Genomic DNA, 25,814 nt, shown 5'->3' on the forward strand with positions numbered 1-25,814 from the left:
TGCTCGCTCAGCAGCCCGTCGTTCAAATCTTAGCAAAACCCTTCACACTCTTACTCAAAATCGCGCTCATACATTTGTGCGTAATGACCTTGCAATCTTATCAATTCGTCGTGTGTCCCTAACTCAACGATCTGACCGCCATCCATCACTGCAATACGATCAGCCGACTCAATAGTGGTTAATCGATGGGCAATAACTAGCGTGGTACGATCTTTCATCACGTTATCAAGCGCTTGCTGAATGTAATACTCAGATTCGTTATCCAAAGCGCTGGTTGCTTCATCCAATATTAAAATCGGCGCGTCTTTTAATAGCGCACGGGCAATCGATAAACGTTGACGTTGACCGCCAGATAACTGCAGACCTTCAGCACCAATCTCACTTTGATAACCATTTGGCATCTTCACAATAAAGTCATGGGCAAAGGCATCTTTTGCGGCCCGCTCAACTTGAGCTTGGGTTTTATTGGCCAAGCCACCATAGGCAATATTATTAAATACTGTGGTATTAAATAGCACCACTTGCTGATCGACCATGGCAATTTGCGAGCGTAGACTCTCCAAGGTAATCTCTTCTATAGGTAAGCCATCTATCCTGATTTGTCCTGAAGTCGTCGTCAAGGTGCGCGTTAGTAAGTTCACTAAGGACGACTTACCCGCCCCACTGCGCCCCACCAACGCAACCGTCTCGCCTGAGCGTATCTCTAAATTAAAATCACGCAAAGCTATAGTCGAATCCGGATAAATCAAGCTGACATTATCTAAATGAATGTCACCTGATAAAGTGGGATTGAGCACGCCTGTGTCTTCTTCTTCTGGTTCATCCAGTAGCGCAAATATTGATTCGCCAGCAGCAAGACCCTTTTGTAGCTTTTGATTGACATCAGTCAGCGAGCGTACCGGCTTACTCAATAGCCCTGCTGCCGCAATATAGGAGATAAACTCACCAGCTGAGATATTATCTATCACCGCCGGACGCAGCGCGAGCCATACCACGACCGACATGGCCATCGCCATCAGCAGCTGTACTGCTGGCGTGTTAATACTGTTAGTGATGACAACTTTCATGCCTTGGCGTAAGTTCTTTTTTGAAGTCAGATCAAACCGCTTGGATTCGTACGCTTGTCCACCGTAGTTTTTGACCACTTGATAGCCACCGATGACTTCATTGGTGATATGACTGACATCACCCATCGTCTGTTGAATACCTTTAGAAAGCTTAAGGTAACGCTTGGAGGCGATACGAATCAGCCATAATATCGGCGGCAAAACGACAAACAGAATCAAGGTTAAACGCCAATTACTGTATAGCAAAAAGCCAATCAATCCTATGACCGTCAAACCATCGCGCAATACCGTTTTCATCGAATCAGTGCTGGCAGCGGTGACCTGCTCAACATCAAAGATGAGCTTTGACGAGATGGTGCCAGCTGGGTTGGCCAGATAAAACGAGCTTGGCAAGCGCAGCAATTTATTAAAGACTTCCACTCGCAGCTCATATACCAAATTACGAGAGACCAAAGCAGAGTAATAATTACCTAAAAAGCTACCAATACCCCGCACAAAGAATAGCCCGACAATCAAAAGCGGAAATAAATCTTGCTTGCTTTGATCGTTTTGGTTGATGGCATCAGTGATATATTGCAGTAACTTGGCAATCCAAATCTCTGTCGCGGCGTTAATTGAAAAACCCAAAACTGTTAGTAACAGCGCCCACCAATAGGGTTTTAGATAACTGAGTAGACGCAATAATGTTTTGCGCTTAGGCGTGTTGGCTGGCGACACTAATGTGCTCTTAGTAGAAGTTTTTGTAGAGTCAGGTTGATAAGCTTGGCTCATAAAAGCCTCAATTTGGGTGTTATGACATGAATGGACTGTGCTGATGGCACAATTTTATAGGATTTTGATGTTATACAACAGCGGTACAAAGCTGACATTTTTTAAATCGTACAATTAGAAATTATGGTGCAAAAACACCCAAAGGCTATTGTAGTAAAAGCTATTGCGATAAAAGTTATTGTGGCAAAGGCTGACCGAGTGGTACGACGGTACTAATATTTAGGTTTAAAAAACCCAGCTTACCCGCAATATCCATGACCCGCACCACTGATTGATGGGTAGCATTGGCATCCGCTGCAATAACAAATAGCATGTCACGATTACTGCCCGCCTCTTGCTGTAACATACTGGTCAACTCAGCCTCATTGCTGCTGGCAAGAGTAATACCATTAACCAAATAACTGCCATCCTCTTGTACCGCCACCTCGATACTGTTTTTCTCTTCTGTCAGTGCCACACCTTCTGCTTCGGGCAGAATGATATTTAAGCGACTAAAATGATTAAACGACGTCGCCAGTAGCAAGAACACAATTAAGAATAATAAGCAGTCAATCATTGGCGTTAGATTAATTTCGAGCGGCTCAACCGTTGGTTTTCTAAAGCGCATATCACTCTCTTTAATTGACTTAATACTTATTTTCTTAATGAACGACTGTTCATATTATTGCGAATACGACTCATACCATTGTTAATACGATGACGTTGCTGCCGTACTATTATCTAAACTTAGCGCATCCACTACATGCTTATTGTCTTCATTTTCGGCAGGTGATGCACCCTGTATTGGCTTCTTCAAATGAGTATTATAAGTATTTTCAAGCAATTGATAATCATACAACTCTTGAATCATCAGACCTGCTTGGGTCTCAAACTGGGCGTTGATATCAATGATACGACGCTGAAAATAACGATAGGCAACCAACGCTGGTATAGCTACAATCATGCCCGCTGCTGTAGTGATTAGTGCTTGGGACACGCCAGCGGCGAGCATCGTTGGGTCTTGCATCGCGCCATCAGTAATCGCTAAGAACGATGAGATAATCCCCAATACCGTCCCCAATAATCCGAGTAGCGGCGCAATCGCTCCTATGGTACCGAGCATATTGATGTTCTTTTCTAACTGATGTACCTGCACACTGGCACGATTCTGCATATGCATGGTCATCGAGTCCAAACCATACTGACGATAGAGCAAACCAGTGGCTAAAATATCACCCAAGGGTGTCTTTTCTTTAACATTCATCAACTGGGTACGGCCAATATCGCCGTTTTCGCGTAGGCGGGTGATTAGCTGTTCGCGCAATCTGCCCGGTACAATTTTATTAAACTGTAAGGTATGGCTACGCTCGATGATGATGACTAATGCCAGTATTGAACACACTACAATCGGCGTCATTAACCAACCGCCCGCCTTTACCAACTCCCACATACTGACTCTCTTCTATATACTTATAAAATGGTTGTTACAAGGATAGCTCTATATCTAAGCATTTAAGCCGTAGTCGCACTTATGCAGCGTCTTAAGCTTGCGCTTCTATATGCTTTATCAAGGCGGCTAACTGATCTTGGCTATGGAAGAATATCTCGACACTTCCTTGCCCATCTTTCTTATGTTTCAATTTGACTTCAGCACCTAGCATGTCGGTCAAACGCTGTGTCAAACGCTCTGCATCACGAGAGTGAGATTGCTCGGTACGACTGACTTTAGGTGCAGGCTGTAAGATCGATTTGACCAGTTTTTCAGCGTCGCGTACGGTCATGCCGCCATCGATAATTTTTTGCGCGATAATCGGCTGTTGTTCTGAGGATAATGCTAAAAGCGTGCGCGCATGCCCCATATCTAAGGCACTGTTAGCCAAATGATCTTTTACCGTATCGTGTAGCTGATTCAGGCGCAGCAGGTTCGATACCGTCGTGCGGGCTTTGCCAACGACTTCGGCAATCATCGCATGACTCATGCCAAATTCTGTATGAAAGCGCTGTAGTGCAGCGGCTTGCTCAATCACTGATAAATCTTCACGTTGGATATTTTCAATCAATGCCAGCGCAATGGCCAGCTCATCTGATAGGGCACGCTCAATGGCAGGAATGACAGACTTGCCCGCCATTTTTGCTGCACGCCAGCGCCGCTCACCTGCGATGATTTCGTGGGTGACGAATGCCTCGCTTTTGTCTTCGTTGGCTAATAGTGGACGGATAACAATGGGCTGCATCACGCCATGCTGCTCGATAGAAGAGGCCAATTCCATTAGGGCAGTCTCGCTCATATCACGGCGCGGTTGATATTTACCCGCTTGTAGACGTGTCACATCGATTTGCACCAAGCTGATTTGGTCTTCTGCTCCATTATTGTCTGTACCAACGGCACGAGACTTATTGGCAGGTATTTTGCTTGCCGTACGCGGCGAGCGGGCGGTACGACTACCATCAGTCGCGACAGACGCTGTAGTTTTTGCAGCCGGTTTTTCACTGGCTTTGGCGCGAGCAGTTTTGGCAGGCGCACTGGCTTCTTCGCTATCAGCTTCTAGCGCTTCAGCTGGCACAGTGTTGTCACGCGCAGCCATATCATCTTGCAAGGCAGAGGCGGTAATTTGCTTTTCTTTTTTGATTGACCCTAACAAGGCATCCAAGCCTCGATTAGCAGCCAATCCTCTTTTCTTCGCCATGATTACCTATCCTCTAACGCTAAAATAAAAGCCAAATAATTGTTACTGCGGCTTACTCATTGCTACAGCCTGCCCACTATAAATCACTACAGACTCAACCCCGCTGACCATACTAATGTATCGCTAGCACTCAGTTGTCTTGTATTGATATTATTTTGGACTGACGATAATAAATACGATGTTTAATACTATTTTCTGTTTGGTCATTTTCCATTATGACTAGTTTTTGGTGCTTATACACACAAAACTATTGGCTTTTTTATTACTGTTTCATCACTTCAGCAGCCAATTTTTGATAAGCACGCGCCCCTTTTGACCAGCGCTCGTACGCGATAACTGGCAAGCCATGTGCGGGTGCTTCTGCCAAGCGGATGTTTCTTGGAATATGTGTCTTGTACATGATATCGCCAAAGTGCGCTTCTAATTCAGCAGAGACATCGCGAGCCAATGTATTGCGCGCATCGAATAACGTTCTGACGACGCCGCGAATATATAGCTTCGGATTGAGCTCTGTTAGACGTTCAATCGTTTGCGACAAGTCCGCTAAGCCTTCTAATGCATAATACTCACACTGCATAGGAATAATAACCCCGTCGGTGGCGACCAAGGCATTAATCGTCAGCAAGTTTAAGCTTGGGGCGCAATCTATAATCACATAATCATAAGCAGGTTTGTTAGCCGCGATCTGATCATTGACCAACGCTGCCATCGCTGTCTTAAACAGCTCATGACTGTTGGTTTTACTCATTAAGGTGATATCCATACCAGCCAAATCACGATTGGCCCCGATCACATCGAACCCTGCTGGGCTGTTAACAATAGCATCAGATAGCGAGACACCATCCAGCAACACATCGGCTATCGTCAGCGCTAAGTCGTTTTTGTCCACACCAGTACCACTGGTCGCATTGCCTTGTGGGTCTAGGTCAATCAGCAGTACGTGCTTGCGCTTAGCAGCCAAGCTGGCGGTCAAATTTACTGCCGTTGTGGTTTTACCCACGCCGCCTTTTTGATTCGCAATTGCTATGATTTCCATACACTCACTCAATTTAATTAGGGTCTTTACTGTATTTTACCGACTGTCTGTACTATGTATCTGTGACTGCCTACTTTTAATAATTGCCTGTTATTAATAGTCATTTTAGCAATCGCAATCTTTGGCGTTCAGCTTCTTATCACTATAATACACATGATACTTATAATATAAATGGCTCGCTTTGCATAAGGCTTTTTTAGATATTATGCTATTTAAATATCAAGGTAAACGATGTTTCACGACTACAAGGTGCTCATAGCTTAGACATTTTTAGCAGACAATTCAATTAAATGACGACTGTCATGCAGACGTGGCACGTTAAGCTTAATGGTCTTAATATGCCAGTCGTTATCTAGCGCTTGTAACTCTTCATCACTTGGCGCTTTACCCTTCATCGCACATAAATAACCATTATCCGCCAGTCTTGGCTGCGCGGCCTCAACAAAATCGATTAGACTGGCAAAGGCTCTAGAGGTGACCACGTCATAGCTGGCCTCATGCGCTTCAATACGAGAGGCGATAGGCTGCATATTGCTCAAGCCCAGCTCGCTACTGATTTGCTTAATAAAACGAATCTTTTTTTGATTGCTATCAAGCGCCGTACACTGCCGCTCAGGCTGACAAATCGCAATTATTACGGCGGGCAAGCCAGCCCCTGTACCGATATCTAGCAGTGACCCCGACGGCAAATGCGTTATAATAGCCAAGCAATCAATCACATGCTTAATCAGCGCCTCTTCTGGATCGGTGATAGCGGTCAGATTATACGCTTTATTCCACAATAAAAGCTGGTCTAAGTACAATAATAACGTGCGCTGCTGCGTCTCACTTAACGGTAGACTTAGCTCATTAATCGCTTGTGCCAAGGTATTAGCTAGCGCTGGCAATTGCGCGCCAAGCTTTACAAAGCCAGTCGGGTCGATATGGATATTACCCATGTTGGCAGGCGATGAAGTTTTTTTAGCGGAAGCTGACATACAACGAGTTATCCAGTTTTGACATGTGAACCGTCTATTTTATCATGCAGTCTGCCTATTGAATAGTTGCAGATTGCGCCAATGTGAGACATCTTATACTATCTGCGCGGCTATTGAGGCGTTATTCTGCTTTGATGGCATTAAACTGACCCTCTATCTGTTGCTCTTTTATTGATTATTTTCAGTGACGCATCCAATTATGATACAAATCTGCGTTTAATGACTTATTTAAAACACCGCCATATCTTGTAAGATGTCTTATTACCAATTAAAAAATTACTCATTAAAAATTAAGCATAAAGAAACTGTGTAAAAAAATTAATACCTACTCTACCCTTTAAAAACAATTCATTTTTTAAGACGACACACCATACGCCTATGACCGAACAGAAACATGCCCCTATGTCCAAAACATCAAATGACGCTAATATAAAAGACACGACTAATATGGTAACACCCATTGCTGAATTGACCGACCAAACGACAGACGGCACGCAAACAACACTAGATACGCCGCATCCCCTCTTTACTGAGGTAAAACAGCACTGCCTTGTCAGCGCTGAGCAATTAAAGCGCTATAGCAATGCCGATGAGCTGCCGACGGACACACGTACCGCGCCAGATTTGGACGTGGGCTTTGGTCAACAGCGTGCGTTAAAAGCGTTGCAGACGGCTTTGGATATCAAAGCCAGTGGCTATCATGTGTTTGCGGCTGGTGAAAATGGCTTGGGCAAACGCACCGTTATCAGCCGCTTACTGACCCGTATCGCTGCCGATGCGCCGACACCTGATGACTGGGTCTATGTACATAATTTCACCGATCCACGCACACCGCTCGCCTTGCGCCTTCCTGCTGGTCAAGCCTCGCTACTGCAGCAGCAAGTTAATAGTCTATGGCAACAGGCCAAAAAACGCCTGAGCCAGCGCTTTCGTAGCGACCAGTATCAAAGCAAGATTGAAGCCATCAAAAACGACACGCATCAAAAAGAAAGTCAGGCTTATGATGTGCTCAATGCTGAGGGTAAGCAATATGATTTGGCATTGACGTTTCGCTCCTTTGATAACAAAGCCGTGTTTGTCCATCCAAGCCAACTGACAACAGAAACCGATCAAGTCGCGACTGAAAACAATAATGCGGATAATAAAGATGCCAAAACATCTATCAACAGTCAAAACACATCAGTAATCGGAGAAAGTAAGAAAACGACTATTTCTAGCAAAGATGCTACTGACGGTAACGACAACGAATATGGCAATAGTGAATACGAAGCTGAGCTAAGTAACTTCGTGCAAAAGAACCATATGCAAAAACGCTTGAGTCAGCTGACCATCGCCTTAGAGCAGTTAGAAGACGAAGCCAATGACGCCATAGAAGCATTACATCGCAATATTGCACGTCGTGCACTGCAACCTTTGTTTACCCCTATTTATGAGCAGTTTGCCAGTCATCCGCTGGTCGTTGATTATCTCAAAGCGGTATTTGCCGACATGGTTACGCATGTCGAGCGCATCGTAAATGGCGATGATGAAGAGTTTGTGACGGCAGTTCTGGCGACGACTCCGAGCCGTTACGCGGTCAATGTCATTGTCAGTCACACACCAGACAGCGGCGCACCCGTTGTCTTTGAAGATTTGCCGACGCATTTGAACTTATTGGGTCATGTTGAGCAAATCACCCAACTGGGCACGGTGACCACCGATGTCAGTATGATTCGAGCGGGCGCCCTGCATCGTGCCAATGGCGGCTATTTATTGTTAGAAGCCAGTCATTTACTTGAGCATCCTTATGCATGGCAGGGTCTTAAGCGCGCACTACAATCGCGTAAAATCAAACTCTCAAGTCTTGAGCAGATGCTAACCTTAACAGGAAGCTTATCATTAGCACCTGCGCCCATTGACCTTGATACTAAGGTGATTTTGCTTGGCGAAGCAGACTTGTATTATGAGCTATTAGAGCTTGAGCCTGAGTTTGATGCGGTATTTAAAGTACGTGCTGACTTTCATGATGATGTGCCTCGCAGCAGTGAGCACGAATTGGCACTGGTCGCAAAAATGGCCGACATTATTGATTATGCCGACCTCTACCCGTTTGATCGTAGTGCACAAGCCGCCCTACTCGAGCATTTAAGCCTGCAAGCAGAAGACCAAGATCGCTTAAGTTTGCACAGTGATTTACTGATTAAGCTATTGCATGAGTCCAACCGTCATGCACGTTTGAGCGGTAACAACATTGTCAATGCTCATCATGTCACGCAAGCCATCGATGATATGGACGAGCGCTCAGGATACCTGCGTGACCTCTATTGGGATGAGCTCAAAAACGGTCAACAGCTTATCCAAACCACAGGCAGCGCTGTCGGACAAGTCAATGCGCTGACAGTGGTCAGCTATGCCGATAGTGAGTTTGGCATGCCCGCCCGCCTGACTGCCGTTATTCAACCAAATATCGGTACGGGTGAGATTCTCGACATTGAGCGCGACGTGGATTTGGGTGGTAGCTTACACGCCAAAGGCATGCTGATTATGACCAGCTATTTGCGCGCCTTATTTAGCCAACATCATGCGCTCAACTTTAGTGCCTCACTTGCTTTTGAGCAAAGCTACGCGCATATCGATGGCGATAGTGCCACCGTTAGCGAAGGCTGTGCGCTATTGTCCGCTTTAGCAAATGTGCCGATTGATCAGTCATTTGCCATTACTGGCTCTATGAACCAATTGGGCGAAGTGCAAGCGGTTGGTGGCATCAATTCCAAAATTGCCGGATTCTTTGATGCATGCCGCGAGCAAGAATTGACTGGGCAGCAAGGCGTGGTCATTCCGATGGCCAATGTTAAACAGCTCATGCTGCGCGACGATATCATTGCCGCTGTCAAAGCAGGCGAATTTCATATTTATGGTGTGCATACTCTAAGTGAAGCACTGACGTTAATGACTGGTCTACCTATCGATACCGTGAATAAAAAAGGTCGCTATCGTAAAGAGACATTGTTTGGCAAAGTCCTAAGCCGTTTGATGTTATGGGATGAAAATCAAGATAACAATGACGATGACATTGACGAAAAAAAATCCAAAAAGAAAGATAAAAAGCAGCAGAAAGCAAAACGTCAGAAAAAAGCAGACAAGAGAAAAAAACAGAAACGTAAAAACAAGAAAGACAATAATGAAGCTGTGATGGATGATGATCCTAGTATCAATCAAAGCATCGATCAGAGTGTGGATACTGATGATACCAAAATGTCCATTAATGCCATATAGGCTGATGTATAGCGAAATTTAGCCATTTAAAACCACTTAATGAATCAATAGGTTAATTGATGGGATGCCCTAGACGCTACGATGCTTTTCTGCGATGATAAACGGCTAGTGACTCGATAAAGATACCTAAAAACTGACTCGTGACTTCATAAAGGTTATCGCTTAATGACTGTACATCCTGCTAATGCCAACCTACTCCAAACTCAAACAGATGCTATTGAGCAAGCCAATAGCGTAGCGGCTGCGGGCAACAATGTCTCAGAAGACAGCAGCGATAATCGCCACGGCGCAGCAACGACGGCGCGGCAGTGGCAAGTGTTATCACAACTACAGCGCAATCGCTGGGTGGGTACCACGCATATTTATGAGCAGTTGATGATGGCAGGCTTTGATATTAGCCTGCGCACGGTACAGCGCGACCTAAATGCGCTGGCGAAACGTTTCCCTATCGAAAAAAACAATGCCAATCCGCAAGGCTGGCGCTGGCGTGATGATGCACCATTACAAAGCTTACCGCACATGAATCTCTCACAAGCGGTTGCCTTTAATATGGTTGAGGCCAATCTGACCCAGCTATTACCGCCTGTTATTTTAGATGAGTTATTTCCGTGGTTTGACCTAGCACGGCGGCAGCTAAAAAACAGCAAAGTCACCCATTCATGGATAGACAGAGTGCGCATCGAGCCTGCCACTCAGCCATTAATCGCCCCACATATTGACTTGGATAGCAAAGACAATATTTACCACGCGCTGTTTTATCAATTACAAATTAAAGCCTGCTATACCCGTAGCAATAAATCGCAAGCCGGTGAATACATCCTAAATCCCATCGCTATCATTCAACGCGGCGTCATCATTTACCTACTGGCAACTCGCACGGATGATCCAGAGACTGTCATTCGCACATTTGCCTTGCATCGATTTGCCAGCGTCGAGATTTTAGAAACTGCCGCAAAGACTCCCGATAATTTTCACCTTGACAGTTATTTGGACGCCGGTGGTATGGGCTTTAGCCATCCATTATTTCGTGAGCTGTCCGATCATGGCAAAAATATGCCTATTGAGCTACAATTCACCAAACAAGCGGGCAAAAGCCTAACTGAAAGCAAGCTTAGCGATGATCAAACGGTTACCTTGAATGACGATGACACACTGACCATTCAGGCAACGGTGAATTTGACCTCCCAGCTGGTCTGGTGGTTGCGCGGTTTTGGCAATGGTCTCTTAAATGCCAAACCTGAGCTGCTATATCAAGCTGTCTTGGATAAAGCCTTGGATAATCAATGACGCGGATAAAGCACACTTTTTAATTTGAACCTTCTTTATTTTGAGTTCTCTTTATCCGGAGCAATACTCAGTTAATATCAAATCATTTAAATCATCAAAAAATAACAAGGAATATTATGTCGACCACTGCCCCGTCACCACTACTATCAGACAGTTTAAAAGGATTAGGTTTGGATGCGGGCACGTTATTTTTTGCGCTCAACTACGAGTTTACCAAGACTGAACCCAAAGGTATGTTGAAGCGTTTTAAAAAGAATGAAGGGGCGATTGATATCGACTTAGCGTGCGCCTTGTATGACGATAACTGTACTATTAGCGATATCGTCTGGTTCAAACAGCTACGCGATAAGGCCGAATCAGTACGCCATCAAGGGGACAGTCTGAACGGCAAAGACCGTGGCGACCAAGCAATGTACCTAGCCCCACTTGACCAAGAGCAAATCAGACTCTACTTGGACAAGATTCCAGCACATATCACCCATATTGCCTTGCTTGCTAACTCTTACCACGGTCATGCTTTTTTTCGAGTCAAAAAAGGTGAGATTCATTTAAGTGATGATGAAGGCAACCGCTGTTTTGAGGTTAATCTAAAGCAACTGCCGCGAGATTGCTCTACGCTTTGGGTCGCCCATTTGCGCCGAGAAGTAGATGATTGGCATCTGACATTGCAAAACCTACCGCTTGCCGCCGAAGACTTAGCCACAGCAGCGCAGCAAGTCGCTCATGAATTGGCACGTGCGCTGCCTATTCCACAAGGCGTGTAACATCAAATCAGGTATAATGGACACAATCTCATGTGATAAAAAAGGGTGCGACGTTCTCTAAACGTTGCACCCTTTTTGTAAACTCTGATTTTTGCAAATTCAAAATAATTACTACGAATATAGTGAGTGAAAAGTAATATCAATATATCACGCACTGCTGATATCCATTTTTCTTACTTGCTATGCCTGCGCAGACAGAGGCTACAAAAAATTGATATCAGCAATACCGTCACATTTTTAAGATATCCTAACTATATTACTTACAAAGCCTCACCGCAATGCGGACAAAAATTCTTTTGCCGCTCATCGACTTCATTTTCACGGCGTTCCAGTTCTTTTTCGCGCAATACCTGTAGTACGATGTTTTGCGCCTGCTCCTTATCTAGCTCAAGCTCACGACGTATTTTCTCTACCATCATCTGGTTCTGTATCAAATCAAAATCGCTATCGACCAGTTGCTCACGAAAGTGCTGCTCTAGCTCTTCACGGCGCTGGTTCAGCTCATTTGCCAAACCCGTGGCTAGAATACCTGCAGGCAATGCGGCCAGACCGACACCCAGTATCGTAATGATCGCGCCCAATATTTTACCGGCATTGGTAATAGGTGTCACATCACCATAACCCACTGTCGTCAGCGTCACTACCGCCCACCACATGGCTTTAGGGATAGACTCAAACTCTTCTGGCTGGGCATGGTTCTCCACCAGATAAATACCACTAGAAGCGGTCACAATCATGATAATTAGAATAAAAATAACGGCTTGAAATGAGCCTTTCTCTTTACTGATTACCACCAATAAAATACGCATCGACGCAAAATAACGCGTTAGTTTAAGAATACGGAAGAGGCGCAAAATACGTAAGAAGCGTAAATCAATTGTGACAAAGAAGTTCAAGAACGCCGGCACAATAGCAACCAAATCAATCAATGCCGAGGGGCTTTTTAACCATTGCCAACGCTGACGCCAAGTGGTGTGATCGGGCTTCGCTTCGGCAACACTCCACAAACGTAGCAGATACTCAATAGAGAACACTACGATGGAGAAGTTTTCAAACCATGTAAAATAATCTTGATAAGGGTAGTACCAACTGTCTACAGACTCCGCAATCACGGCTGCCACGTTGGTCATGATTAGAAATATCAGAAAATAATCGACGTAGCGGCTAAAAAGCGTGTCATGCTCATCATTTTGCAAAATGTTATAAACGAAAGTACGCAAGCGCCGTATATGTTGGAATTGCATGCGGTCCCTATACGGTGTAACACCGATCTTATGATAATGAAATAAAAGTATTAAAGCCTGATTATCGCGCTAAATGACATAATGAAAAGCAGTATCATTATACAAAATTTACGTAATAAATGTAGACGCAAGCCAGCAACATTAACCCCGTCGTAAGAAAGGTGTATTGTAAAAATCGCTCATCGGCACGTAATTGACGACTGAGATTTTGAGCAGGCAATAAAAAAACACCGCATTCTGGGCAACAAGAATCCACTTGGTTTAATAAAGTCATTGAACGTGCTTGTCCGCAGCGCAGCGGCGAGTTACTACAGTAGCCCAGCATAATACACCCTATCCGTCGTCGTTAATTGTCCCTTTATATTAATTTATACCAGCCGTATAAAACTGACTACTAACTTACAGTAACGAGAACTGTTTAACAAATATGTTTTGATGAACCTGTCATTTACACCATAGCCTTTCATTCCCTTAAAATTATTAAGGGTTTTTTAGTTAAAACCTTACTATTAAAATGGTTTTAATGCTACAATAGCGTTACAATGTTACAAAGCAATTCATAATGATAACATTGTGTATCAGCACTTAATGCCATCCCTCATTAAATGCTTATCGATAACCTATTATTGCGTTGAGGAATCAAACGATGAAACTACAATCCCTAGTTTTAGCTGCTACGACTTTATTAGCCATGACCACTGCTTTTGCCGTACCTGCGGGTACATGGTCTGTGGCTGCTGGTGCTCATATGGTCGACCCTAAAAGTAATAACGGCACACTTGCAGACGGTACACTTTCTGTAGAAGTTGATGATGATATCCGTCCGACTGTCAGCGGTGAGTACTTCTTTGCCGACAACGTCGGTGTCGAACTGCTAGCGGCGATTCCATTCCATCACGACATCACTCTAACCGATACTAATGGCAATAAAATTGATGCAAAAACTCAGCATCTCCCGCCTACTTTATCTCTACAATATCATTTCGATGGCTATGACCTGCCAATGAATATCAAGCCATTTGTTGGTGTGGGGGTCAATTATACAACTTTCTTTAAAGAGAGAATTTACCTTGGTAATGGTAACGATTTAGAGCTTGATGATAGTGTCGGCGTGGCCGGTCATATCGGTCTTGACATACCTTTTGCTCCGACTGAAGCCTTCCGTATTGATGCACGTTATATGGATATTAAAACAGATGCTAGCCTAAATGGTGATGACATCGGCGAGGTCGACATCAGCCCTTGGGTATATGGTGTGGCTTTCGTTAAACAGTTTTAATCTATAGTCAAAATACCATCAATAAAAAAGCCAGATTAATCGCTGGTTTTTTTATGCTTAAAATTTAAGCACAAAAAAAGACCATCCGAAGACAGTCTTTTTATTATTTATACAGGTTAAAAACCAAAAATCTCTACAGTAAAATACGGCGTGGATCAGCAAGCAAGGTCGCAATATATCGGGTGAATACTGCCGCATCTGCACCATTAATCACGCGGTGATCATAAGATAACGACAATGGCAGCATGAGGCGTGGCTCAAAGCTCTGGCTACTCTCACTCCAACGTGGCTGCATACTGGCTTCTGACACACCTAAGATACCTACTTGTGGCCAATTTACCAGTGGCGTAAAGGCAGTGCCTCCTAGATTACCTTGGCTTGATATGGTAAAGCTTGCGCCTTGTAAATCTTTGGTGCTCAGCTTTTTATCACGGGCTTTGACTGCCAGCTCGCCAATCTCAATCGCGATTTGTTTAAGACCCTTGTCTTGCACATTTTTAATAACGGGGACGATTAAGCCATCATCGGTCGCTACCGCAATGCCCATATTCACACTTTTACGCAGGATAATTTGGCTATTGTCATCGCTTAAGTGACTATTGAAGCGAGGATGCTGGGTCAAGGCATAGGCGGTTGCTTTTACCACAAATGCCAAGATTGTGAAGCCAATACCTTCCGCTTTCATGCCACCTTTTAGCTCACCGCGCAGTTTTTCCGTCTCGGTAATATCCGACAGATCAAACTGTGTGACTTGTGGCAGCAACGTATTGTAGTTGAGCTGAGGTATAGAGACTTTCTGCAGACGACTCAGATCCTGTACTTCTGTCTCGCCCCAGATTTCTGCATTACTCATATCAGGCAGGCTTGGTAGACTTGCTCTGGACGCAGTGCCACTACTAGCAGGTGCAGCTTGCTTATTGGTCAGGCTTTGCTTCACATGGGCAAATAAGTCTTCTTTTAAGATACGTTCATTGATTGCAGAACCCGTCACTTGACTGATATCTACACCTAGCTGCCTTGCCAACTTACGCACGGCAGGACCAGCATAAACATCGACCAACTTCTCATTCACCTGAGTTTCATTCAGCTTGTTGTCCGCTGATTGAGTCGGTGTACTGGTTGACGTCTCTTTTACAGATGCTTGCTTTGGCTCAGCCGCCGCCTGCTTTTGGTCATTTGAGCTGGTTTGTTTGTCGGTTTTTGATTCATTTGCTGATTTATTGGCACTATCCGCCTCTGAGCCACTACTAATGATGACGATAAAATCTTGACCATTGGCAACCATATCACCAGCTTCGACCAGTATTTTCTCAATTTTCCCTGCTTCTGGTGCCGGTACTTCAACCGATGCCTTATCAGACTCAATCAGCAAAATAGATTGGTCAGCGCTAACCATGTCACCGACACTCACCATGATCTCAGAAACTTGCGCTTCATCCACACCTAAATCAGGCAGTGCATGAGTGGTCGCTTTCCCTGAGCTTGGCGCAGAGTCAGCAGCGCTATCGGAGACAGAAGATGCTTGCTCGTCTGCCTGTGCTTTTTCTTTATCGTCGTTTTCGGCATCTACACTATCCGCACTTGCCGCATTATTTTCAGGAGCTTGCTGATCGTCTGCCTCAGCATCATTGCTCTCATTACCGCTGTCTTCACTATCAGTGCCAGTATCACTATCTAACTCAATCAGTACCATGCCTTCACTGACTTGATCGCCAACTGCAACGCTGATTTTAGTGACTGTACCAGCGGCAGAGCTAGGTACTTCGACTGAGGCTTTGTCAGATTCTAATAAAATAATGTTGTCGTCTTTTTCGATGACGTCGCCAACTTCTACCATAATTTCGCTGACTTCGGCGCTATCAACACCCAAATCGGGGGCTTTAATGTCCATGATTTATCTCCTTGTCTTATGGTTATTATTCTTTGACATCACCATCATTGAGTAAAGTCGCATCGGCTTGATCTTCAGAACGGCCTTCACTACTGATTTCGTCATCCTCTTCCCCAACGAACTCAGGGACAGGATGCGGGTTGACCTTATCAGGCGCTGGCGCATCTGGGAAATGATCATAATGAGGCTGTTGCTGCCATGCAGGTGGATGATCTACATCGATACCGAAGCTAGAAATGGCATCTTTGACCAAGCGCATTTCGACTTCACCTTCATCAGCCAAGCGTTTTAGCGTCGCTACCACAATGTGAGCGGCGTCGACGTTAAAGAAGCTGCGCAATTTCTCACGTGAGTCTGAACGACCATAACCATCTGTTCCTAGCGTGGTATAAGGACGACTGTCAGGTAACCAACCACGAATCTGCTCCGAATAGTTACGCATATAGTCCGTCGCTGCCACTACGATACCTTCGTGCTGGGCCAATTGCTCAGTGACCCAAGGCACCTTTTCTTCATCCATTGGATGCAAGCGATTATAATCATCACAAGCCATACCATCACGAGTTAGCTCGTTAAAGCTGGTCACACTCCAGACGTTGGAGGTGATATTAAACTCATCTTTTAGAATCTGTGCTGCTTTTTGCACTTCACGTAAGATAACGCCCGAACCCAAGAGCTGAACCTGACTTGAGCCATTGTCTTCTAGCAAATACATACCGCGTTTGATACCTTCTTCCACCCCTTCTGGCATGGCAGGCTGCTCATAGTTTTCGTTCATAAGCGTCAAGTAATAATAGACGCGCTCGCCTTCTGCGTACATGCGGCGCAAGCCATCATGCATGATAACGGCCAGCTCATAACCAAAGCAGGGGTCATAGCTGACGCAGTTTGGTACGACGTTGAACAATATCTGCGAATGACCGTCTTGATGCTGCAAGCCTTCGCCATTCAGTGTCGTACGACCAGCGGTCGCACCCAATAAGAAACCTTGTGCTTGGCAATCCCCTGCCGCCCAAGCCAAATCGCCCACACGTTGGAAACCAAACATAGAATAATAGATATATAGCGGAATCATCGGTAAGGCGTTGATCGAATAACTGGTCGCGAGCGCAATCCAAGCACTCATCGCCCCAGCTTCGTTGATGCCTTCTTCTAGCATGTGACCGTCTTTGGCTTCTTTATAGCCCATCAATGCTTCGCTATCTTCTGGCGTATAGGTTTGACCGATAGCAGAATAAATACCCAATTGACGGAACATACCTTCTAGACCAAAAGTACGTGCTTCGTCAGGGACAATGGGTACTACTCGATCTTGGATGTCTTTGTTTTTTAGCATGGCTGCCAGCAGGCGTACGAACACCATCGTCGTCGATTGCTCTTTGCCATTACTACCTTTTAATACGCGGTCAAAGATGGACAACTCAGGGATATTTAAGGGGATATGCCCACTGCGGCGATTGGGTAAATGACCGCCCAAGGCTTCGCGGCGTCCTTTTAGATATTTCATCTCTGCTGAGTTTTCTTCTGGACGATAAAACGGTAGCGTCTCTAACTGCTCATCAGTAAACGGCAAATCAAAGCGGTCACGGAAATACATCAAGCCATCTTGATCCAGCTTTTTGATCTGATGCGATTTGTTGACTGCTTGGGCTTGATCGGACAAGCCGTAACCTTTCACGGTTTTGGCTAAAATTACCGTTGGCTGACCTTTGGTTTTCATCGCTTCACTAAAGGCGGCGTAGACCTTCACTGGGTCATGACCACCACGGTTTAGGCGTGCGATATCATCATCAGACAATGATTTACCGACTTCTTCTAGCTCAGGGTATTTACCAAAAAACTCTGTACGCACAAACTCAGGATCGCGGGCTTCATACAGCTGATACTCCCCATCAACCACTTCTTCCATGCGGTATTTGAGCGCGCCAGAGTCATCATTGGCTAGCAAGGTATCCCAGTTGCCACCCCAAACGACTTTAATAACTCGCCAGCCAGCACCGCGGAACACAGATTCTAACTCTTGAATAATCTTGCCATTACCACGCACTGGCCCATCTAGACGCTGCAAGTTACAGTTGACCACCCAAATGAGGTTGTCCAGTTTTTCGCGGCCCGCTAGAGAAATAGCTCCTAAGCTTTCTGGCTCATCTGTCTCGCCATCACCCAAGAAAGTCCAAATCTTACGACCTTCATCTTCGAGCAAGCCGCGATTGATCAGATAGTTATGCACGTGCGCATGGTAGATCGACATGATAGGGCCAAGTCCCATTGATACCGTAGGGAACTGCCAATAGTCTGGCATCAAATAAGGATGCGGATAGCTTGATAAACCTTTGCCACCGACTTCACGACGGAAGTTCTCAAGCTGATCCTCTGTCAAGCGACCTTCTAAAAATGAGCGAGCATAGATACCGGGTGCAGAGTGACCTTGATAGTAGATCATATCACCACCGAAGTGATCGCTTGCTGCCCGAAAAAAATGGTTAAAGCCAGTCTCATATAGCGTGGCACTAGAGGCAAATGTCGCTAAGTGACCACCCAAGTCGTCGTCATTCTTATTAGCGCGCATGACCATTGCCAAAGCATTGTAGCGAATCAAGGCGCGAATTTTACGCTCCATACCCAAGTCACCTGGGTACATTGGCTCATCTTCGACGGCAATACTATTAATATAAGCCGTATCCAGTCGATTGAACGGCAGTCCTTCTTGTACCCCCATATTGTATAAAGCTTTTAACAAAAATTGCGCACGATCCTTGTCCGCATGTTTGATGACAGACTCAAAGGCGTCCAGCCACTCTTGGGTTTCGGTGCTATCAGCATCCTTGTAATAATTCATCTTTATTCATCCTTTTTTATCAGTCAGCCCTGCACCATGGCAGGGTATTGTTAAATCAACGTGTTATTCAATATAGTAATACGCGAATAGTTTGTTTAATGATTCTCTTTTTACTTATGACAAAATATGCTCAGCCGCCCCACTTTATAGTGCAGCCATATAAGGCTCAGGTGACAATATGATGCAACTACCCTTTAGCCTATTAGAAAAAAAGCAGCACAGTAAAATGAAATAGAAAATCGCGCTCTACATTTGGTTATCAAACGATAAGTACTCTTTATTATAGGCGCTTATTACATGGTTGTTTATAGCGATAAGAAAATGGCAACATGACAAGTATTTCTTAAATAAATAGTGATTATTTTTTTGGAAAAATTTTCAGTTATTATTCTAGAATAATGAGAGACAAAAACGCTAGATTAGTTAAATATTTAGTATTCAAATATTGTAACAGACATGATAAAAGCAATAACCTTCATAATTGACCCCAGTAAATTGGTTGTTCATACCCATTAAAAAGACGTTCGTCATATTTTTGTATCTTAATTGTACTTCGAACGTTACACTTGACTAAAGCCGTATCTATATTTTGTCCTGCTCATTGGAGTCGTCATGAATCTGTCTGCTAAGCCATCAGAACTAAAATCCATAATAGCGCGCTGGATTGCGTTAGTTTCTTTATTCTTCTTCCCAAGTTTTGCAGTGGCAGCGGCTACTTGTCCAACGGGCTATGAATCATCAACAGTAGAGTCTGGAGAGTATAGTCAATGGTTAGCAGGTTCTTTCAACTCAACGATTACAGCAGCGGGCAACTCTAATACTCCAGATGATGATGTCGTGATTACTGGATCAATGACACAAAGTGGAACCTCCCAAAGTATCAATGGTGCTGTTAATACCACCTCTCCCAACGTTGGCGCCTTCTTTATCAAACAAAATATGCAAAACAGAAACGATACCAACACCATTACCTATAAATTTGATAGACCTGTTCTTAATCTCAATATGAGTGTCTATGACATTGATCGGGAATTCAGATCTTTCTTCCCTACTGATTATAATTGGAAAGATAGAGTACAGTTTATAGCTAAAGATAAAGCTGACCAAACTGTGTCACCAATATTCTCGAATAATGGTGAATACGTGACCGCTTCAGGAGATACAGCAACTGGAGATAGCCGATTTGGAACGTTTGGCACATGTAGCGATAATGACTTTAGCAACTCTTGTAAAGTCACCGCCTCTTTTGATAAACCTATCACAGAGCTAAGTATTGTATATGGCAATGCTGATGATGCTATAAGAAACCCACAAGATCAAAATATCGAAATGACTTTTGACGACTTCTGTGTCCAATTGCCCGCCTTTACTATTTCCAAAGATGATGGTCTAACTAGTATTGGAACAATGAATACTACTGACTATAAAATCACCGTGACCAATACCGGTGATGTTCCTTTAAAAGATATAATACTAAAAGACCCCGCTGTTACAGGCCTTAGCAAGCAATCTAATATTATTTGTGATAGCACAGATGCTAATAGTATTTGTAATACTAATAATTTACCGACTATAGCCTCACTAGAAGGCACAGGCGGGTTCAACATCTCATCTATACCCGTTGGAAAAAGCTACAGCATTATCGTACCCACGCTCGTCACAGCAGCTTCGGGTTCTACCGTACAAAATAACGCTACTGCTACTCGCAAATCAAGCTCGACCACCAAAACCGCTACTGACATCAATACGGTGACCTCTATATTTGACGGTGGCTCTACCAGCTCACCTGCCAGTTGTCCAAGCGGGCATCAAATGTATTATATCGGTGAAAAACCACCAACCTATACGCCTATAAAAACGCAAAAGCTAAGCTGGGCGAGCGGCTCAAGCAATACTTATACTATTGCTGGAGTTAACTTTACTTTATCATTTCCTATTATAAAGAACGTACTGGCTGGCTATCCAAAGTATGAAGCTGCAAATGGTACAGCCACAACAAACTCTATTAATATGTTTCACAATAGCAAAAAAGAGGATGTGAACCATCAATTAACCGCTACGATTAATAGGCCGGTATCAAAATATGGTTTCGTTGTTCAAGACTTAGACTCAAACGAAAGCGGTAAATATGTTGAAAGCATATCACTCATCACTATCGGTGGCATCTTTAGTAGTTTTAAAAATTCGAATCATAAGTTATCTAATGGCGATCAGACCATCTCTGGCATACCATGGCAGAACTGTAATACGTCTAACTTATGTAACTTCAATATCGATTGGAATTATAAGCCAGCATTGACCCCTTTTACGATTACTCATGGTAATACCTATAGTAGCGCTAGCCCGACAACATCTACAGGCGATCATTTGGTCGGCTATTCTGACTTCTACTTCTGTCTTGCCCCACCAAAACTTGTGATAAAAAAAGCGTTAAACGGTAGTCGCATCAATGATACTGATGCTAAACGTGATCAGTTCGAGATAAGTGCTACTGGTAACGCAATAGCGACCAACAGCTTCATCACAACGGGTAAAGGATCAACGATCAATAAGAGTACTAGCGCGGTACTGAACTTAGAAGAAAATAAAAGCTATACGATTACCGAACGAGTGATGAATGGTACAACGCTTGGTGAGATAGCAAATTATAATGCGACTTATACCTGTACCAACGCGACAACAGGTAGCACCACAGTTATGCCTACTACGGCGATGACCTACGATGCCACCAACAAAACACGCTCATTTACCCTTGCCAATACCAATTACGGCGACGAGATCACTTGTACGATTACCAATACACCCAAATCTTATACTTTCTCTGGTATTGTATTCAATGACAATGGCGGTATTGCCAGTCCTGACTCACAGCTAATAGGCGGTATCTATGACATTCCCAATTTTTTTAATGGTATTTTCGATACGAATGAAGCCGGCATAGATGGGATGAATACTGTCAAAGCGCGCTTAAGCGATTGTAGTAACAACCCTAGCGCCAACCCCATTATGGCTACTGTGGATGTAACAAGCTTAGGGAAGTATAGCTTTTCGGTATCGGCAAAAGATTTAGCAGGCAAGACCGACTTATGTATAGAAGAGATTGAACCAAACATCTGGCTATATAGTGTCGATACTACGCCAAATATTCGCAAGTTCAGCTTTGATCCTAATGTATTGACCTATCAAACTGGCGTAAAAGTAAACGGTAATACGCTTAACCTTGATTTTGGTAATGTCATTAAAGAAAACACCGCTTTAGTACTGATCAAAAGCCAATACGTTCATGATTGTAGTGTGACAGATTTGACGACAATCAACTTGGGCTATAATGGCTTACCCACTGTAGCGTTTAGTACACAGACCATAGCTGACATAGAGCCAGGCCAATGTATCGCTTATCGTATCGAGGCGATTAATCGTGGTAATGTGCCTATTACAGATATTGTGATTAAAGATACCTTGCAGAAGAGCGGTGATCGCAATGCTGTGGTAACCTCAACGTTGGTTAATCCTGCTCCTATTGGCGAGAATAGCAATAGCGGCGCCCCTACTTTCTCAACGGGTTCAGTAACCATTGGCAATACGGGTACGGTCATTACCAATGGTTTCAACCTAGGTGCTTTCCCCTCCTCTAATAATCGTAAAGCTATCCGCTTTAATACCAAATATGGTTCGGTTGCTGGCAACTAGCATTCTTTACCGCTTGTAACCTCAGCTGTCTCTAGCAAAGCCTACTTACCTTACTCCAAATCAACTTAAGCCCTGTCTACTTAGATAGGGCTTTTACCATTCGACTACCTTAGAATGTCATTTGTCGCTTTTATATTGATTATTTGTATTTATTTTGTGACAATGCATCAAGAGATAGTTTTAATTTTTGTCAGAGCTATTTCCTTAGACTGAGTCGCAGATTGTAATACTGCGTAGTACAAAGTTGAGGACGCATTGACAGTTGTAGTTTACGCAAGGAATACGATATGAAAGGTTTTAATGCTTTACGCAGTGCTTTATTAGCTACCGTAGCGTCTGTATTTTTGTTGAGTGCTGCTCATGCTGATGATGCTCTAAAAATGGAGCTGATAGCTAACAAAGTCGTTAAAAATGCCGAAGGTAAAATCAGTTATTCACCAGTTCGCACGGCTCCAGCAGGTACCGTTATTCAGTACAAAGCGATCTATACCAATACCATTAATAAAGACATTAACGATTTGATGGTGACCCTCCCTATTCCCGCCAATATGACCTTCACAGGTGATGCTATGCCTCCTACTGCACAGGCCAGCATTGATAGCAATAACTATGCTGATATGCCATTGATGCGCAAGGTTGATGGCAAGCTGGTTAAAATCCCCTTATCTGAATACCGTACTCTGCGCTGGAATATTAAGCTATTGCCAGCGAATAAATCTGCCGCCGTGGCGCTTAATACGGTCGTTGACTAACATAATCATTGATTAAAGCATATCCGTTACCATCTTTGAAGCATATCCTCTACACCTTTTTTAATTTCGGAGTCTTATATGAGATCAAACACTTTTAATCACAGCTTGTTAGCCATCGGCGTCGCTGCGGTACTGGGGCTTAGCACTACTGCTAACGCAGCACCAGGAGATCCAGCCGGCACTACCGGAACTACCACGAAGGTAGAAATCACTAACCAAGCGAGCGCGAGCTATAACGTGAGCGACCAAGAGCAGCCTGTTGCTCTATCCAATATAGTAAAAGTCACCGTATCAGAACAAGTGGCATTTACATTGAGTGCTGATAATGATGATACAGCAGCGGGCGGTGAGCAAAACGATGACGCAAACATTAAAGAAGAAGTGGCGCCTAATGGCTTCGCTGTCTTTGAACATACTTTGACCAACACGGGTAACCGTACCGATACCTATACTCTGTCCCTTGTTGACCCTGATACTAACTATGTCCCAGCCGACTCTAATATCACATTCAATGTATATAACGCGGGTGGAGGAGCTGCAGTTCGCACTGGCACCATACCCTACTCATCGCTAACTAATGGTACCGAGGATTCCGTACTAGAAAAGGGGCAGTATGTTAAGTTTGTTATCAAGGCCAAAACCTCTGGCGACAAAGGTGGGGACAGTCAACAACTATCTATATCTGTCAAGAGTAAAGCCTTAACTGATAACGGTGCTCCAGTTAACAAGCTTACGAACACTGACACCTCATTCACAAGGCTCCCTACCTTTGCTATCGTTAAAACCATTACTAACGGCTTAGATCTCAATGATACTACTGATACCGCCGAGTATAAAATCGTAGTGACTAACGAAAGCACTGCCTTTAGTACCGATGCTACTGAAGTTGATATCGCAGATTTTCTACCGGCTGGTTTAGTCCTCGCAGCACCACTAACAGCCGCCAATATCACTGCCAGTAGTACTGCTACTGTAGGTGCTATCGTTGCTAGTGGTGCAGGTGATTCCAGCTTTAACGTTACTGGTAATACTATCCCAGTGGGTCAAAACATCACCTTCCTCTTTACAGTCAAACAAGGTGGCTCAGGTACGCTTGTTCCGGCAGACGCCATTAACCACGTTACAGTCACTGATGACTTAGATAATAATACTGCTACGGCTAATACGCTGGTTGATAGTACAGACACTGGCAGGGAACTATTGGTTAGTGATTTCTACCCTACTACCGAGATTAATAACCTTAATGGTCAGACCCCAGCTAATACAGGTGACGACTCAACGCTGCCATTATCAAAAGGAGGCACTATCAGGCGGGCTCTAACCCTAACTGGTATAACTACTAGAGAAATTGCACCGACCTCAGGTACCCTTGGTCAAGTGACTCATGCAACGGTCATTACCAACACGGGTAAAGACGTCGAGGGTAGCAACGCCGGTGAATTAACGTTCACGATCACTGATAATGATGGCGGCGCGCGAGATGCGATTAATATAGAGCCGGGTAGCGTCACTGTCACTTATTATCCAAATGGTGATGACACTACAACACCATCTGTAACAGCAGCGCCTATTACAGCTGTCGGTGGTGTCTATGATATATACAGCGCATTACCTAGTGGCATAGCCCCTAATGGCACCGTTACGATTAACTATAAAGTCTCATCTGTCAAGGCACCTCTGTTCACCCCATCAAGTTCAACTACGCCTACAGATGAAGACACCATTGTTACCTTGATTCCAAAACTAGAAGGCGCCCCTGTAAAAGCGACCGTAACAGATAAAACAACGGTGCGCGGCTTAGTACTGCTCAAAACTCAAGCGATAAATGCAGATTGTACGGGTATACCTGCTGCCGGAGCGTTTGTTAGTACAGATATTGAGGACGCTTTGCCTGGGCAGTGTATTGTCTATAAAGTCCAAGCTAAAAACACCTCTTCTACTGCTGCTGCTTCTTCTCCAACAGGAGTAGGTTTTGATATTACGGATGTCATTATCTCAGACGAATTCACTAACTTCGAGAATGAAGCTGACTATGTAGTAGGTTCTGTAACTGCTGCTAATGGCACAGCGGCTGAGACTTCAGATAGTGTGACGACTACTGTTGATACCTTAGCGCCTCAAGCAACTGCCACCATGCAGTTTAAAGTCAAAATCCAAACCACTCGTGTCATTCCGTAACCATAACTTTATCTTGAGATTTTCACTATCAATTTAATTTCAACTTCTAATTTCTACCTATCTTTTTAAGCTCTATAAGTATCTACAGGTACTTATAGATTTTCCTAGCCTGAATTTA

16 protein-coding genes are annotated in these 25,814 nt (G+C 44.2%); 7 read left to right on the forward strand and 9 right to left on the reverse strand.

Translation table 11 applies throughout. From position 1 onward, the window contains the following. Positions 1-50: 50 nt before the first annotated feature. The 6 genes from msbA to rsmG form a co-directional block, all read right to left on the reverse strand. Entirely contained in the window at positions 51-1,838 is a 1,788-nt protein-coding gene (msbA, locus tag AAEY79_RS08230) for a lipid A export permease/ATP-binding protein MsbA (RefSeq protein WP_352288004.1), read from the reverse strand. Between the two features lie 175 nt (positions 1,839-2,013). After that, complete coding sequence (locus AAEY79_RS08235; protein WP_025651795.1) at positions 2,014-2,445, reverse strand: biopolymer transporter ExbD; 432 nt, start codon at positions 2,443-2,445, stop codon at positions 2,014-2,016. A gap of 81 nt (positions 2,446-2,526) precedes the next feature. Then, a complete protein-coding gene (locus AAEY79_RS08240; RefSeq protein ID WP_025651794.1) occupies positions 2,527-3,267 on the reverse strand; it encodes a MotA/TolQ/ExbB proton channel family protein in 741 nt (246 codons plus the stop codon). 91 nt (positions 3,268-3,358) lie between these two features. Then, positions 3,359-4,504 carry a ParB/RepB/Spo0J family partition protein gene (locus tag AAEY79_RS08245; protein WP_201575783.1) on the reverse strand — a complete coding sequence of 382 codons (1,146 nt, stop codon included), beginning with the start codon at positions 4,502-4,504 and terminating at the stop codon, positions 3,359-3,361. Positions 4,505-4,766: 262 nt separating this feature from the next. Beyond that, positions 4,767-5,540, reverse strand: coding sequence for a ParA family protein (locus AAEY79_RS08250; RefSeq protein WP_037025999.1), 774 nt, complete (start codon positions 5,538-5,540; stop codon positions 4,767-4,769). A 260-nt stretch (positions 5,541-5,800) separates the two neighbouring features. Next, positions 5,801-6,478, reverse strand: a complete 678-nt coding sequence (gene rsmG, locus AAEY79_RS08255) for a 16S rRNA (guanine(527)-N(7))-methyltransferase RsmG (protein ID WP_374190023.1) — start codon at positions 6,476-6,478, stop codon at positions 5,801-5,803. A gap of 441 nt (positions 6,479-6,919) precedes the next feature. On the opposite strand from rsmG, the gene AAEY79_RS08260 reads away from it, so the two are divergent. The 3 genes from AAEY79_RS08260 to AAEY79_RS08270 all read left to right on the forward strand — a co-directional run bounded on the left by AAEY79_RS08260 (position 6,920) and on the right by AAEY79_RS08270 (position 11,823). Beyond that, positions 6,920-9,772: an ATP-binding protein gene (locus AAEY79_RS08260; RefSeq protein WP_227693153.1), complete on the forward strand. Its 2,853-nt coding sequence runs from the start codon at positions 6,920-6,922 to the stop codon at positions 9,770-9,772. A 165-nt stretch (positions 9,773-9,937) separates the two neighbouring features. Then, positions 9,938-11,059: a YafY family protein gene (locus AAEY79_RS08265; RefSeq protein ID WP_201566224.1), complete on the forward strand. Its 1,122-nt coding sequence runs from the start codon at positions 9,938-9,940 to the stop codon at positions 11,057-11,059. Between the two features lie 116 nt (positions 11,060-11,175). After that, positions 11,176-11,823, forward strand: coding sequence for a TerD family protein (locus AAEY79_RS08270; RefSeq protein ID WP_025651789.1), 648 nt, complete (start codon positions 11,176-11,178; stop codon positions 11,821-11,823). Positions 11,824-12,083: 260 nt separating this feature from the next. Here AAEY79_RS08270 and AAEY79_RS08275 read toward each other — a convergent pair whose 3' ends face one another. Continuing rightward, positions 12,084-13,067: an ion transporter gene (locus AAEY79_RS08275; protein ID WP_201566225.1), complete on the reverse strand. Its 984-nt coding sequence runs from the start codon at positions 13,065-13,067 to the stop codon at positions 12,084-12,086. A gap of 646 nt (positions 13,068-13,713) precedes the next feature. On the opposite strand from AAEY79_RS08275, the gene AAEY79_RS08280 reads away from it, so the two are divergent. Beyond that, positions 13,714-14,346 (forward strand): OmpW family outer membrane protein, encoded by a 633-nt coding sequence (locus AAEY79_RS08280; protein ID WP_350643026.1) that lies wholly within the window; start codon positions 13,714-13,716, stop codon positions 14,344-14,346. Positions 14,347-14,479: 133 nt separating this feature from the next. Here AAEY79_RS08280 and AAEY79_RS08285 read toward each other — a convergent pair whose 3' ends face one another. Both AAEY79_RS08285 and aceE read right to left on the reverse strand, forming a co-directional pair. Continuing rightward, positions 14,480-16,237 carry a 2-oxo acid dehydrogenase subunit E2 gene (locus AAEY79_RS08285; protein ID WP_350643024.1) on the reverse strand — a complete coding sequence of 586 codons (1,758 nt, stop codon included), beginning with the start codon at positions 16,235-16,237 and terminating at the stop codon, positions 14,480-14,482. A gap of 25 nt (positions 16,238-16,262) precedes the next feature. Beyond that, the gene (gene aceE / locus AAEY79_RS08290; RefSeq protein WP_352288010.1) at positions 16,263-19,076 is read right to left on the reverse strand and encodes a pyruvate dehydrogenase (acetyl-transferring), homodimeric type; all 2,814 of its coding nucleotides are present in this window, start codon (positions 19,074-19,076) and stop codon (positions 16,263-16,265) included. Between the two features lie 612 nt (positions 19,077-19,688). On the opposite strand from aceE, the gene AAEY79_RS08295 reads away from it, so the two are divergent. From AAEY79_RS08295 to AAEY79_RS08305, 3 genes are all read left to right on the forward strand, one after another. Beyond that, entirely contained in the window at positions 19,689-22,766 is a 3,078-nt protein-coding gene (locus tag AAEY79_RS08295) for a hypothetical protein (RefSeq protein WP_201616267.1), read from the forward strand. A gap of 287 nt (positions 22,767-23,053) precedes the next feature. Further along, complete coding sequence (locus tag AAEY79_RS08300; protein WP_201616265.1) at positions 23,054-23,518, forward strand: hypothetical protein; 465 nt, start codon at positions 23,054-23,056, stop codon at positions 23,516-23,518. Positions 23,519-23,596: 78 nt separating this feature from the next. After that, a complete protein-coding gene (locus tag AAEY79_RS08305) occupies positions 23,597-25,696 on the forward strand; it encodes a hypothetical protein (protein WP_201616263.1) in 2,100 nt (699 codons plus the stop codon). Positions 25,697-25,814: the final 118 nt, after the last annotated feature.

The organism is Psychrobacter sp. GW64-MNA-CIBAN-0177 (assembly GCF_040309585.1).
Classification (GTDB): Bacteria; Pseudomonadota; Gammaproteobacteria; order Pseudomonadales; family Moraxellaceae; genus Psychrobacter; species Psychrobacter okhotskensis.

What these genes read in the sequence shown, in the direction of transcription:
- msbA (WP_352288004.1), bottom strand. Translation starts at nt 1,838, where the DNA reads ATGAGCCAAGCTTATCAACCTGACTCTACAAAAACTTCTACTAAGAGC.
- AAEY79_RS08235 (WP_025651795.1), bottom strand. Translation starts at nt 2,445, where the DNA reads ATGCGCTTTAGAAAACCAACGGTTGAGCCGCTCGAAATTAATCTAACG.
- AAEY79_RS08240 (WP_025651794.1), bottom strand. Translation starts at nt 3,267, where the DNA reads ATGTGGGAGTTGGTAAAGGCGGGCGGTTGGTTAATGACGCCGATTGTA.
- AAEY79_RS08245 (WP_201575783.1), bottom strand. Translation starts at nt 4,504, where the DNA reads ATGGCGAAGAAAAGAGGATTGGCTGCTAATCGAGGCTTGGATGCCTTG.
- AAEY79_RS08250 (WP_037025999.1), bottom strand. Translation starts at nt 5,540, where the DNA reads ATGGAAATCATAGCAATTGCGAATCAAAAAGGCGGCGTGGGTAAAACC.
- rsmG (WP_374190023.1), bottom strand. Translation starts at nt 6,478, where the DNA reads ATGGGTAATATCCATATCGACCCGACTGGCTTTGTAAAGCTTGGCGCG.
- AAEY79_RS08260 (WP_227693153.1), top strand. Translation starts at nt 6,920, where the DNA reads ATGTCCAAAACATCAAATGACGCTAATATAAAAGACACGACTAATATG.
- AAEY79_RS08265 (WP_201566224.1), top strand. Translation starts at nt 9,938, where the DNA reads ATGACTGTACATCCTGCTAATGCCAACCTACTCCAAACTCAAACAGAT.
- AAEY79_RS08270 (WP_025651789.1), top strand. Translation starts at nt 11,176, where the DNA reads ATGTCGACCACTGCCCCGTCACCACTACTATCAGACAGTTTAAAAGGA.
- AAEY79_RS08275 (WP_201566225.1), bottom strand. Translation starts at nt 13,067, where the DNA reads ATGCAATTCCAACATATACGGCGCTTGCGTACTTTCGTTTATAACATT.
- AAEY79_RS08280 (WP_350643026.1), top strand. Translation starts at nt 13,714, where the DNA reads ATGAAACTACAATCCCTAGTTTTAGCTGCTACGACTTTATTAGCCATG.
- AAEY79_RS08285 (WP_350643024.1), bottom strand. Translation starts at nt 16,237, where the DNA reads ATGGACATTAAAGCCCCCGATTTGGGTGTTGATAGCGCCGAAGTCAGC.
- aceE (WP_352288010.1), bottom strand. Translation starts at nt 19,076, where the DNA reads ATGAATTATTACAAGGATGCTGATAGCACCGAAACCCAAGAGTGGCTG.
- AAEY79_RS08295 (WP_201616267.1), top strand. Translation starts at nt 19,689, where the DNA reads ATGAATCTGTCTGCTAAGCCATCAGAACTAAAATCCATAATAGCGCGC.
- AAEY79_RS08300 (WP_201616265.1), top strand. Translation starts at nt 23,054, where the DNA reads ATGAAAGGTTTTAATGCTTTACGCAGTGCTTTATTAGCTACCGTAGCG.
- AAEY79_RS08305 (WP_201616263.1), top strand. Translation starts at nt 23,597, where the DNA reads ATGAGATCAAACACTTTTAATCACAGCTTGTTAGCCATCGGCGTCGCT.